This is a genomic window from Anabaena sp. TISTR 8404, assembly GCF_056847745.1.
Window position 1 is genome coordinate 5,288,129 of the sequence record NZ_CP180578.1, and the last position, 12,844, is coordinate 5,300,972.

General features: G+C 41.1%; 12 protein-coding genes. 9 read left to right on the forward strand and 3 right to left on the reverse strand.

Annotated elements, in window-relative coordinates; translation table 11 throughout:
• Nucleotides 1-226 precede the first annotated feature (226 nt).
• The gene (locus ACMX3D_RS22915) at nt 227-3,181 is read left to right on the forward strand and encodes a PAS domain S-box protein (RefSeq protein WP_482748114.1); all 2,955 of its coding nucleotides are present in this window, start codon (nt 227-229) and stop codon (nt 3,179-3,181) included.
• A 5-nt stretch (nt 3,182-3,186) separates the two neighbouring features.
• Complete coding sequence (locus tag ACMX3D_RS22920; protein ID WP_482748115.1) at nt 3,187-4,515, forward strand: sensor histidine kinase; 1,329 nt, start codon at nt 3,187-3,189, stop codon at nt 4,513-4,515.
• A gap of 136 nt (nt 4,516-4,651) precedes the next feature.
• Here ACMX3D_RS22920 and crtH read toward each other — a convergent pair whose 3' ends face one another.
• Nucleotides 4,652-6,181 carry a carotenoid isomerase gene (crtH, locus tag ACMX3D_RS22925; RefSeq protein WP_482748116.1) on the reverse strand — a complete coding sequence of 510 codons (1,530 nt, stop codon included), beginning with the start codon at nt 6,179-6,181 and terminating at the stop codon, nt 4,652-4,654.
• Nucleotides 6,182-6,613: 432 nt separating this feature from the next.
• On the opposite strand from crtH, the gene upp reads away from it, so the two are divergent.
• The 3 genes from upp (at nt 6,614) to ACMX3D_RS22940 (ending at nt 8,129) form a co-directional block, all read left to right on the forward strand.
• Nucleotides 6,614-7,264 (forward strand): uracil phosphoribosyltransferase, encoded by a 651-nt coding sequence (gene upp / locus ACMX3D_RS22930; protein ID WP_482748117.1) that lies wholly within the window; start codon nt 6,614-6,616, stop codon nt 7,262-7,264.
• Between the two features lie 75 nt (nt 7,265-7,339).
• Complete coding sequence (locus tag ACMX3D_RS22935; RefSeq protein WP_482748118.1) at nt 7,340-7,681, forward strand: ssl2009 family thylakoid membrane protein; 342 nt, start codon at nt 7,340-7,342, stop codon at nt 7,679-7,681.
• A gap of 172 nt (nt 7,682-7,853) precedes the next feature.
• Nucleotides 7,854-8,129: a YggT family protein gene (locus ACMX3D_RS22940; RefSeq protein ID WP_482748119.1), complete on the forward strand. Its 276-nt coding sequence runs from the start codon at nt 7,854-7,856 to the stop codon at nt 8,127-8,129.
• Nucleotides 8,130-8,195: 66 nt separating this feature from the next.
• Here the strand turns inward: ACMX3D_RS22940 and ACMX3D_RS22945 are convergent, their stop codons facing one another.
• The gene (locus ACMX3D_RS22945; protein WP_482752407.1) at nt 8,196-8,636 is read right to left on the reverse strand and encodes a biotin carboxylase; all 441 of its coding nucleotides are present in this window, start codon (nt 8,634-8,636) and stop codon (nt 8,196-8,198) included.
• A 275-nt stretch (nt 8,637-8,911) separates the two neighbouring features.
• Between ACMX3D_RS22945 and arsC the strand changes: the two genes are divergently transcribed.
• Complete coding sequence (gene arsC / locus ACMX3D_RS22950; protein WP_482748120.1) at nt 8,912-9,307, forward strand: arsenate reductase, glutathione/glutaredoxin type; 396 nt, start codon at nt 8,912-8,914, stop codon at nt 9,305-9,307.
• Nucleotides 9,308-9,472: 165 nt separating this feature from the next.
• Here arsC and ACMX3D_RS22955 read toward each other — a convergent pair whose 3' ends face one another.
• Entirely contained in the window at nt 9,473-10,231 is a 759-nt protein-coding gene (locus tag ACMX3D_RS22955; RefSeq protein WP_482748121.1) for a YebC/PmpR family DNA-binding transcriptional regulator, read from the reverse strand.
• A 203-nt stretch (nt 10,232-10,434) separates the two neighbouring features.
• Between ACMX3D_RS22955 and ACMX3D_RS22960 the strand changes: the two genes are divergently transcribed.
• The 3 genes from ACMX3D_RS22960 to rpmA all read left to right on the forward strand — a co-directional run bounded on the left by ACMX3D_RS22960 (nt 10,435) and on the right by rpmA (nt 12,788).
• Entirely contained in the window at nt 10,435-11,730 is a 1,296-nt protein-coding gene (locus ACMX3D_RS22960; RefSeq protein WP_482752408.1) for an ABC transporter substrate-binding protein, read from the forward strand.
• 354 nt (nt 11,731-12,084) lie between these two features.
• Nucleotides 12,085-12,483 (forward strand): 50S ribosomal protein L21, encoded by a 399-nt coding sequence (gene rplU / locus ACMX3D_RS22965; RefSeq protein WP_482748122.1) that lies wholly within the window; start codon nt 12,085-12,087, stop codon nt 12,481-12,483.
• A 23-nt stretch (nt 12,484-12,506) separates the two neighbouring features.
• Entirely contained in the window at nt 12,507-12,788 is a 282-nt protein-coding gene (gene rpmA / locus ACMX3D_RS22970; protein WP_482748123.1) for a 50S ribosomal protein L27, read from the forward strand.
• Nucleotides 12,789-12,844: the final 56 nt, after the last annotated feature.

Consider the following 12,844-nt stretch of genomic DNA (forward strand, 5'->3'; position numbering starts at 1 on the left):
CAATTATTAATAATTGTTATAATCAATAACAAAATATGTAGCTTTATTGAATTGTCATAAAAAACCGCTATTAAATTTGTTTTTTGTTAGTTTTCAGAATTTTTAGGGAAACCTGAATCTCAGGTAGGTTTGCTAACGACTCAGCCTAGATTCAGAATCTAAACTTGCAAATTTAAGGGCGGATTCCCCTCAGAAAACTTAACAGGAGAACAAGTAATCAAAAAGCATGAGTCACATACCAGAGCAAAGCTACACTCAGGATTTAAACAAAACCCAGAGAAATTACAATTTACTAGAAATAGCTCTGCATCATTCGATTGAATATGCCCCTATGGGAATAGTCATATTTGATCAAGATATGCGGTATCTTGCTGTAAGTCGCAAATGGCTGGAAGACTATAACCTGACTAAAGATATTATTGGACGCTCTCACTACGAAGTCTTTCCTGATATTCCTCTAGAGTGGAAGCAAATTCACCAACAGTGTTTAGCAGGAGCGATCGCTCAACATAATGAAGACCCTTATCCACGGGCCGATGGCTCTGTAGAATGGGTAAGCTGGTCAATCCGTCCGTGGCATTTAGCAAGCGGTGAAATCGGCGGAATTACGATGTTTACTCAAAACATCACTCGGCAAAAACAAGCCGAAATTTCACTTCAACAAAAAGAAGAACGCTATCGGTCGCTTATTACCGCCACTTCTCAGATAGTTTGGATACTTCCATCTGACGGTGTTATCACCAGCGATATTCCCAGTTGGAGGGAATTTACTGGACAAACCTTAGAGGAAATTTTAGGTTGGGGATGGTTAGACGCAATTCATCCAGAAGATCGCAAATTAACTGCCCAAGCATGGGAAACAGCAGTGAAAAATGGCAGTCAATATCAAGTAGAGTGCCGCCTACGCCGACATGATGGTGAATATTGTTATATGCTGGCACGGGGTGTACCTGTTTTCAAACCAGATGGTAGCATCCGTGAGTGGGTAGGAACTCATACAGATATTCATGATCGCAAACAGACTGAAACTGCTTTACGCGAAAGCAACACACTACTACGCTCAATTTTAGAAAGTACACCAGACTTTATCGTTGTCAAAGATTGCCAAGGCCGTCATGTTGCCCTGAACTCTAATTTGGCCAATTTCATGGGCAAACCCATAGAGGAGATTATCGGTAAAGACGATACTGAAATACTACCAATGGATGCTGCCTTGGCAATCATGGACAAAGACCGCCAAGTGATGCTCACAGGTAAGTCCGAGACTTATGAAGAAGATGTTTCCAACGGTACTATCAGTGGCACATTTCTGACAACAAAAGCACCTTGGCGCGACACTCACGGCAATATTCTCGGCATCATCGCCACAACTCGCAATATTAGCGATCGCAAAAAAGCTGAAGAAGACTTGCGCCAAAGCAATATGCTGCTACGCTCAATTTTAGAAAGTACGCCAGACTTTGTTGTGGTGAAAGATTATGAGGGAATTTATTTTACACTCAACTCTAGTTCTGCAAGTTTTCTGGGTAAAACTGTTGAAGAAGTTATCGGCAAAGACGATACGGCCGTTTTTCCGCCTGAAGTTGCGTGTGAAATCATAGCAAAAGACCGCCAGATTATCAAAACAGGTATTGGTGCAACTTACGAGGAAGAACTCTCTAATGGGAAAAGTCGAGGAACTTATTTAACGTCCAAGGCTCCTTGGCGCGATGCTCATGGCAAAATCCTTGGTATTATTGCAATCACGCGCAATATTAGCGATCGCAAACAAGCAGAACTTGCCCTTTCTCAAGCCAAAGAAGCCGCAGAAGCCGCCAGCCATGCCAAAAGCGAATTCCTGGCTAACATGAGCCACGAGTTACGTACACCACTCAACGGCATCCTCGGCTATGCCCAAATTTTACAACGTTCCAAACATCTCAACGAAGATGAGCGATCGCGCATTGATGTCATTTATCAGTGCGGTTCTCATTTGCTCACCTTAATCAACGACATCCTCGATTTGTCCAAAATCGAAGCCCAAAAAGTGGAACTGATAACCAGTGATTTCCACTTTCCCGCCTTCCTCCAAGGTGTCGCCGAAATGTGTCGCATTCGTGCCGAACTTAAAGGTATTCAATTCCGCTATCAATTAGCTTCCGAATTACCCGTTGGTATCCGTGCTGATGAAAAACGGTTGCGACAAGTTTTAATCAACCTCCTCAGCAATGCCATCAAATTTACCGATGCAGGTCAAGTTACCTTTACCATCAGCTATGCCTCAGAAGGTAGAATCCGCTTTGAAGTCCGAGATAGTGGAATTGGCATTCCCCAAGAAAAACTCCAAGCTATATTTCAACCCTTTGAGCAAGCAGGCGACAGACGGCGACAAACCGAAGGCACAGGATTAGGATTAGCTATCAGCAAAAGAATTGTGGAATTGATGGACAGCACCATCCATGTTCAAAGTGAGATGGGTGTTGGCAGTATTTTTTGGTTTGATGTCAACTTACCAGCAGCTGAAGAATGGGTGAAAACCTCTCAAGCTGACGACTATGGGCAAATTATTGGTATTAAAGACCAAAAGCCCAAGATTCTGGTTGTTGATGATAAATGGGAAAATCGCTCGGTAATTAATAACTTGCTCACTCCCATCGGCTTTGAAGTGACTGAAGCGAATGATGGTGAAGAGGGTTGGCAAAAGATTTTAGATTTTCAGCCGGATCTTGTGCTGACTGACTTGCTGATGCCAGAACTTGATGGTTTTGAATTAATTGGGCGTATTCGCCAATCAGAAGCTTTTAAACACATCATCATCATTGTTTCATCCGCCAGTGTATTTGAAAGCGATCAACATCGCAGCATTGAAGCAGGCGGAAATGATTTTCTGCCGAAACCTGTACAGGCGATCACTCTATTTCAAAAATTGCGACAACATCTCAATTTAGAGTGGCTATATGAAGAACAGACAACTGAAAACCAAATACTTCTCAATAATTCTGAACTAGTCTTACCACCTCCGGCAGAATTAGAAACTCTGTATGAATTAGTAATGAAAGGCAATTTTAAGGGAATCATAAAACAAGCAGCATTAATATCACAAATAGATCAAAAATATCTTCCCTTTGCCAAACAGCTGCATCAACTGGCAAAAGGATTTCAAGACCAAGAAATTCTGGCACTCATTCAATCTGATAAGTAAGCGTTATGAGCCTTACAACTGAACAAACTGCGACAGTTTTAATTGTTGATGATAATCCTGCTAATTTAGGTGTCTTATCTGATGCCTTAGATCAAGCAGGTCTTGAAGTGTGGGTAGCAAAATCAGGAAAAGTTGCATTAGAGCGTGTTAAATATGCTCTACCAAATTTGATTTTGTTAGATATCATGATGCCAGAAATAGATGGATTTGAAACCTGTCGTCTATTAAAAGCAGATCTAAAAACTAAAGATATTCCTGTTATTTTTATGACAGCCCTATCTGATACAACTAACAAAGTTGAAGGTTTCCAAGTTGGTGCAGTGGACTATATCACCAAACCATTTCAGCAAGAAGAAGTTTTATCACGGGTTAAGTTGCACTTAAAACTGCATGATTTATCTGCAAAACTAGAGCATAAAAATGCTTTATTAGAACAGAAAGTAGCAGAAGTTAGTCAAGCTTACGATAACCTAAAACAAGTCCAAATCCAGCTAATTCAAAGTGAAAAACTTTCCAGCTTAGGCCAGATGGTAGCTGGAATTGCCCATGAAATTAATAACCCTGTAAATTTTATTTATGGCAATCTAGTTCATGCCAATGAATATACTCAAGAAGTGCTACATCTTCTGCATTTGTATCAAGAAGAATATCCGAATCCTACACCCCGCATTCAAGCAGAACTAGAATTAACAGACCTAGAATTTCTTGAAAGTGATTTGTTAAAGTTACTCAACTCGATGAATTTTGGCGCACGACGAATTCGTGAAATTGTCAAATCAATGCGGGTTTTCTCACGTACAGATGAGGCTAACTTAACGGATACTGATATTCATGAATGTCTTGATGGCACGCTCACAATTTTAAATTATCGCCTCAAACCACAACCAGAGCATCCAGAAATAGAAGTCATCAAAAATTATAGTCTATTGCCACCAGTAGAATGTTATGCCGGACAAATCAATCAAGTTTTTATGAATATTCTGGCTAATGCTATTGATGCTTTGGATGAATATAATCAAAAGCGTTCATTTGAGGAAATTAAACAACAACCAAGTCGAATTGAAATTTGCACAAACATGATTGGCGATGAATGGGTTGCCATTCACATTGCTGATAACGGCCCAGGAATTTGTCAAGAAATACAAGCAAAGTTGTTTGAACCTTTCTTTACAACTAAACCTGCGGGTAAAGGAACTGGATTAGGCTTATCTATTAGCCATCAAATTGTTGTAGATAAGCATGGCGGTAGTATATGTTGTCAATCCAACCCAGGAAAAGGGACAGAATTCATCATAAAAATTCCCATCCAACAACAAATTTCTCAAGTTGCCTGAGTTGAGTGCTGAGGAGCCACTGCATTGGGCGAGTTCCCCGACTCCCTCAGTGGTGTTGCTGAGTAGCAACCAACATAGTCTTAATCTATGCTTCGACTGCTATCACTCATGATAAATGACCATTGACAATTGACTATTAACCAATTCCCAAATCCACAGCAATTCGGTGGGCGCAGGCAAACCCAGAAAAGGCGACAGCATTTAACCCTTGACCAGGAAAAGTGCTATCACCAACGCAATAAAGTCCCTGAATAGCTGTGCGATTAAATGGCATACCTAACAATCCCCACAATTTACGCCGGGGAATTGGCCCGTATGTCCCATCCTCTCGCCCTAAAAAGCGACGATGGGTGCGTGGTGTTCCTACTTCCAGATAATCTAACCCTGCATCCAAACCAGGAAAAATCTTTTCTAGTCGGCTAATAATTCGCCAAGCAGCAGCTTCTTTTTTTGCCTCATACTCGCTTGCAGATAGCCTTTGCCAATCATCAATCCAGTGAGGGGTAAAGGCATGAATGATGTGATGTTCCTCAGGTGCTAAACCTGGGTCAAGCAATGTGGGAATTGAAACAAAAATCGTGCCTTCTGTCGCTGCCATTTTTGCCCAATCTTCTAACAAAATATGATGGCATTCTGTGCGATTGGGTAAAACTGAACTTTTGACACCCATGTGCAAACTCAAAAAGCTGGGCGATTTTTCATAACGTTGTTGCCATACTTTCTCATTATTGGGTATTTTCTCTACAGGGATTAATTTTCCAAATGTATCCCAGCGTGTAGCATTAGAAACTATGCGTTTACCTCGATAAATTTGACCACTAGCTAGTTCTACACCAACAGCGCATCCCCTCTCTATCAGAATTTTTTTTACCCTAGCTTGATACTGAATTTGACTCCCAGCTTTTTCTAAACCCTCTACTAGTTTTTGAGCAATTATTCCTACTCCCCCTTTAGGGTAATTGACACCGCCATAATGTCTATCAGAAAAGACCATACCTGCATTGATCATGGGTGTCATGTTCGCTGGCACTACTGACCAGCAATAACATTCCATATCAATGAATTTTAATAATAGAGGGTCTTTGATATAACGTTGCGCTACATCTCCGACATTTTTTGGCAGATACTTAAGTAACCCAAAACACGCTAAAGGATGCTGGAAAAACGACCGCATTAGATACCGAGGTTCTTCTAGTGACAATAAATCCATACTGTTAAGGCAATGAAAAACTTGCCAACATTCGTTATAAAAGCGACGAATACCTCTTGCTTCTTGAGGAAAGCAAGCATTAAGATTTTGCAAAAATTTGTCATAAACCCGGTCAACTTTAATGTCTAAATTATCGGGCAAATGATAATGAATCTGTACTGGATCTGCTATTGTTTCTAAATGAATATTTACAGCATCAAGGGCGCGAGTAAGTAAGTTAGTTGTACCCTTTTGTCCTAGCCCAAAAATCATTGATGCTCCAACATCAAAGCGATATCCTTGGCGTTCAAAATAGCCAGCACTACCACCAGGAATAAGGTAGCGTTCTAGTACCAAAACTTTTGCACCTTTGGCTGATAGTTGGGTTGCTGTGACTAAGCCACCAATTCCAGAACCAATGATAATGGTATCAAATAAATAATTGTCATTTGTCATTTGTCCTTTGTAATTTGTCATTGGTTATTAGTATTACTAATTACAAAAAATCAACGGCTTTTACTAGCCTTTGTACTTAAATATGTAAAGGTCGGGCAGAACTTTCTTCCTTTCTGACTACTGACATAAATATTTACGCCGACCTACTTAAAATATATTACTAGACTGTGTTAACACACCCATAACCCTACAAATAAGAAATGACAAATGACCAATTACAAATACACAAAAAAGAGGGACAAGCCTGCTACTGCTGGCTAATCCCGTCTGCCGATCCTTAAAGAGAGGAGAACACTGATTAATAATATAACTTCGATTGAGAATATCTGTCAACTGTTAATGAAAAATATTTTCAATAATTTTGGGAGTGTTGATTTTGGCTGTCAGCCATACGCAGGAAAGAGTATGATGAGGTTTCAGTTCTTATAAAATCAAAAGTGCTAATTTCCAGCTATGACGGTACAGCTGCGTGTTTACGTTCCACCCCATCCCTTAATCAAGCACTGGTTGGCAGTTGCCCGTGATGCTGCTACGCCTTCAGTATTATTTCGGAGTGCCATAACTGAGTTAGGCAGATGGCTAACTTACGAAGCGGTGCGAGAGTGGTTACCAACGATAGAAACAACGGTGCAAAGTCCTTTAGACTCTTGTCCAGCAACTTTTATTAATCCGGAAGTGCCTGTGGCAGTGGTGCCAATTTTGCGGGCGGGATTGGGGTTGTTAGAGGGTGCACAAACTTTGCTACCCTTGGCTTCGATTTATCATTTGGGCTTAGTGCGCGATGAAGAGACGCTAGAAGCTCGGTGTTATCTCAACAAATTACCGGAAAAATTTGACCCGCAAACAAGAGTGTTAATCACAGATCCGATGTTGGCGACAGGCGGATCGATTATGAAGGCAATGGCTGAGTTAACACAACGAGGGGTTGATCCGGCTTTGACGCGAATTGTGAGTGTAGTTGCGGCTCCGCCAGCGTTACAGAAACTGAGTACGGCTTATCCAAGTTTGATTATTTACACTGCAACTATTGATGAAATAGTCAACGATCGCGGTTTTATTGTACCGGGATTAGGAGATGCAGGCGATCGCATTTTTGGTACTTAAGCTACTATGCAGCTAGGCAAGGAAAATCGCTAAACACAATAAAAGATTGTAAGGTTGCTTTAAGGCGGTAAAGTTATGAGTCAGCGTGATGGTTTTGCTAGTGGTTTTATAGCAGGGGCGCTTTTTGGCGGCGTAGTTGGCGGCGTTTTGGGAGCTATAATTACTTCTCGGCTGGATACAGAATCAACAGAAGAATCCGAACTGAGCAATGGTGCGGTAGAGTCGAAAAAAACCTCAGCAAAACGGCGGATGAGAGCCTCTGAAACTGGCGATTTGGAAATGGAAACAGCTAGGCGATCGCTAGAAGATAAAATTGCTCAGTTAAATGCCACAATTGATGAAGTCAGAAAACAATTGGGCAATGTTAACGGTAGTGCTAGTCAGAGTGTGAGCGATCGCTCCTCAATTCCAGAGTAATAATATAGAAGCAGCTTTCCTCAACTTAGTTTTTACTTTCAGGCTGATCGGAGACTTTGGTAACTGCTAGTCGTGGTCAAAATAGACACTGATTCCCAGACAGCATGACAACGACTAAACTAAAATCAACTATAAGGCCGCTTGTAAAACTTCGCAGGAAAACAAAAAATCCATGTTTTTACTCATTAGCACTCTGAATACCTTCATACAGTTATATACTGCTCTATTATTTATTAGAGTTCTGTTGACTTGGTTCCCAACTATTAACTGGTACAATCAGCCATTTTCTGCTTTAAGCCAAATTACTGACCCATATCTCAATGTCTTCCGTTCCTTCATACCCCCCTTAGGCGGCATTGATATTTCTCCTATGTTGGCAATTTTGCTGCTGCAAGTAGTAGGCCAAGTAATAGGTGGTCTGGTAGGCGGTCTGCAAGGCTTTGCATAACTATCAGCTTACAGTCATTAGTTTGAGGTCTGGGTTGGTTAACCCAGACTTGCTCATGTAAATTGATTAACGCCGGACTTGGCTACTAAATCCCGATGCTTTAAATTGCTTTAGCTGCAAAGGTAATGGCTGATTTGCGGGTACAGAAATTCTGAGTTCAAAATCACTCGTCCCTGGTGGAACTTCGGCAATCGAACCAAGGCGAGTACGATTTTGTAATACTGGGTCGTTGTTAGCATCATAGATCCGACCATAGATATCTGCATCATAGACAGTTTTGTAAGTGCCATTTTCTGCTTTGCCTGTGACAATAAAGCAATTAGCCGCAGCAGCACTACCTCCACTCGTCACGGCCCCCTGAGCTAGTTCTGGGGGACAATCTTTATAGGAAATGTCAAATAGTCTAATCTGTGTTAAGGCTTCAGCAGTGGGGCTTACAATCCACGATATCAACACAAACAGACAGAAAGTAAAAATTATCTGAGTCAGTCTTGAGTAGTGCTGCATAACCAAATTTGGGAAATTCCATAAAATTGCTTTGCTGTGTTGTTTTTTCATATTTCACACAGGTGAACTTAGCGCTGAAGAGTCCCGGTGATTCCTTGACACTCAGAACTATTTTTAACCTCAGCTTACCTGAATTTCACAACCAAGAGATTGCAGACTTGAATTTATCGTTATCGTACCCATCAAGTTTTTTTGATAAATTTTTGTATTCTCTAGTTGACAGCGGACTAATGCATCAAGTTTTCTTGAAATGAGAAATAGTAGTGGAGAGGTCAATGAAACGTGTAATGTTTGTTTGCAAAAAAAATTCTGCCCGTTCTCAAATGGCGGAAGGCTTTGCTAAAACCCTGGGTAAGGGAAAAATTGTAGCGACAAGTTCTGGGTTAGAGGCAAGTGTTGTTAGGCCAGAAGCGATCGCAGTTATGAAAGAAATTGGCATCGACATTACTGATCAATATTCCAAACCACTGAGCGACTTTCAAGCCGAAGACTTTGATGTAGTAATTTCTCTGTGTGGTTGTGGCGTGAATTTGCCTCCAGAGTGGGTAGTGCGAGAAATCTTTGAAGACTGGCAGTTAGACGACCCAGCCGAAAAACCAGAAATTTTTCCTAGAGTGCGCGATGAAATCAAAGAACGGGTGACTCAACTAATTGAGTCTGTGAATCAATAATTTAGATAATCAGGAGAAATGTGATGTCTCATGTTCAACTTGCCCTGAATGAGAGTAATCTTGATGCTGCGCTTGAGTTACGCAATCAGCTAGTTTAGTAGATTTCTTTCCCTGTAAAGGGAAAGAGATTAAATCTTAATGCCTTGCTAGTTGCTATGTATATCGTTAAACAAAACTTACAGCTAATAACTGTTCTGACATATCAAAATTAGACGTAACATTTTGGACATCATCTAAGCTTTCTAGAGTATCTACTAGCTTCAGAAGCGATCGCGCTTGATCTGAGTCTGTCACCTCTACATTATTGCTAGGAATCCAGCGTAATTCGGCATCAGTTACCTTAAAACCTTTGTCTTTAAGTGTTTGGTTGAGAATTTCTAAATTAGCAACCTCAGTCAAGACTTCCGCCGTTTCATCTTCTGTCATTTCATAAGACTCAGCGCCGCCTTCTAAGGATGCTTCTAAAAGTTGGTCTTCATCAACCACACCTTGAACAATACACACACCCTTTTGGTTGAACATCCAGCTAACGCAACCAGTTTCACCCAGATTGCCACCATTTTTACTAAAAGCTACTCGTAAATCAGCCGCAGTGCGATTGCGGTTATCGGTGAGGGCTTCAACTAAAATTGCTACACCGCCAGGGCCGTAACCTTCATAGCGAATTTCTTCTAGACTACTATTATCGCCACTAAATGTACCTGCACCTTTAGCGATCGCTCGTTCAATATTGTCATTTGGGATACCCGCTGCCTTCGCCTTTTCAATAGCTGTACGTAGTTGAAAATTACCGGCTGGGTCTGGTACACCGTTTCTCGCCGCCACAATAATTGCCCGCGATAACTGAGTGAATGTTTTTCCTCTTTTTGCATCCACTACCGCCTTTTGGCGCTTAATATTAGCCCATTTACTATGACCTGCCATAATTTGAAACTATTTATGCTCTATTCCAAGATTAGGATATACATAGCCTTTGCCAAGATGCAAAGGCAAGAATGAAGTAAAAAATTATAACCTTCATTCTTGATGAGTCGTCATTCCCTATTAGACCAGTGATTAATCTTCTAAACCAACTTTCTGCACGCTTTCTTCTTGCCAGTCATAAATTAAGAGTCAGAAAAAAGAAAGTGCAACACTACTTCAGCCAATTGTTGGTGTTATTTTTGGTAGGCATAGTTGCTTTAAGCGGATGTCAAATTTTGCGTTCTAGAGTTGATGCAAATAAGGTAACTCATATCACTTTATGGCATGGTGTAAATCCACCGCCTAATCGGGATGTATTGCAAAAGCTGGTGGATAAATTTAACCAAACCCACGCAGATATTCAGGTAGAGTCTTTATACATTGGGCAACAGGATCAGCAAACACCGAAAATATTGGCAGCTGTCGTAGGCAATGCACCACCAGATTTACTATGGTACAATCCGACGATTGCTGGACAACTAGTAGAACTGGGGGCGCTAATTCCAGTAGATGAAATGTTGGCAAACTCACCAGTAAAAAACGAAATTGACCCGACTTTGTATGCTTCGATGGAATATCAAGGAAAACTTTGGTCAGTTCCCTTTGCAACAAATAACTTAGGGATTTTTTACCGTCCGAGTTTGTTTAAGGCGGCGGGGATTCAGGAAATTCCGCGTAATTGGCAAGAGTTTCGCCAAGTTGCCAAACAATTAACCCGTGATACTGATGGCGACGGACGCATAGATCAGTATGGAATGTTTCTGCCCTTGGGGAAAGGAGAATTTACTGTTTTCACTTGGTTACCATTTATGTGGAGTAGTGGCAGTGAACTGGTGAGTGGTGATGCCCAAAATCCCGCAGGTGTGAGATTAACAGAAAATCAAGGGGCGATCGCAGCTTTACAATTTTGGCGTAATTTAATTACTGACGGTTCTACAATGTTATCTGGCCCAGAACGAGGTTATGAGACAGACCCCTTACTATCTGGGAAAGTAGCAATGCAAATTAATGGCCCTTGGAATTTAGGACAATTTCAAGATACTAAGATTGATTTTGGTGTTTTTCCCCTACCTGTTAACCAAAAACCTGCTACTAATATTGGCGGCGAAAATCTCTTTTTATTTAAAACCACACCAGAACGTCAAAAAGCTACATTTAAGTTTGCTGAATATGCCATGAGTGCTGATTTTCAAACAGAATTAGCCCTCGGAACTGGCTATTTACCGATTAATTTAAAATCTCGCCAAAGCGCCAAGTATCAGGAATTTGTCGAGAAAACACCACAAGTGAAAGTATTTTTAGAACAAGCCCAGTATGGGCGCAGCCGTCCGATTTTTCCTGGCTACAATCGCATTTCAGATAGTATAGGGCGGGCTGTGGAAGCTGTATTGTTGGGTAAACTTTCACCAAAAGATGCACTGCAAGCTAGTCAGCAGCGTTTAGATTTAATCTTCCAATGAAGCTAAAAATAGACATAATCAAGGGAAAAATCTGAGCAGTGACATCTCCTGCTCAGATTTTTTGGTGCTGTTCTGTGTCATTATTAATCTCAGCCGTATTTGCCAACTTTACGCAAATTTCTGAAAAATAAACTGTAAATTTACTCAATTGACTATTTATATTTTTACTTTTAAATAAATATTGACTTTAGCAGCATTAATGAAATATGATTTTAGATTGTCTGTCTTATTCCTGCTCGGATCAGGTAGACACATCACAAAAGCTAACAACAGCGATTAATCAAGCTCAGGTATATCGCTTCTGTACAAAAAATCACAGTTAGCTACCTGTACGGCAACTCTAAGGACAATTTCATGACCTACGCAATTATTGAAACTGGTGGTAAACAATTAAGAGTTGAGCCTGGTCGCTTTTACGACATTGAACTGCTGACAGCTCAACCAGACGAAAAAGTTACAATAAATTCAGTACTACTGGTACAGCATGATGGTGGAGTCAGCATTGGGCAGCCTCTAGTAGCAGGGGCAACTGTAGAAGGGACTGTATTGCGGCATTTGAGAGGTCGCAAAGTCCTGGTATACAAAATGAAGCCGAAGAAGAAAACCCGCAAAAAACGTGGGCATCGTCAAGAAATTACCAGACTGTTAATTAATTCCATCACTCTTAATGGACAGGTATTTGCAGCCTCAGAAGCGGCAACTGCTGAAGCTACTGTAGCTGATAATTCCCCTGCGGAAACCACTGCTGAATAGTAAAACAAACATAAGAGGAAATTATGGCTCATAAGAAAGGAACAGGTAGTACACGCAACGGTCGTGACTCTAATGCCCAGCGTCTGGGTGTGAAGCGTTTTGGTGGTCAAGTTGTCCGTGCTGGAAATATTCTTGTACGTCAGCGCGGAACTAAATTCCACCCTGGTAACAATGTTGGCATCGGCAGCGATGACACTTTGTTTGCCTTAGTTGACGGTATTGTTACCTTTGAAAGAAAGGGTAAATCTCGCAAAAAAGTCAGCATTTATCCAGTTGCTGCCTCAACTGAAGCAGCAGTTGGCTAAAATACTGGGCATTGGATTCATGACCCAGAATTAGATATAAAAACATGAGGGTTGGG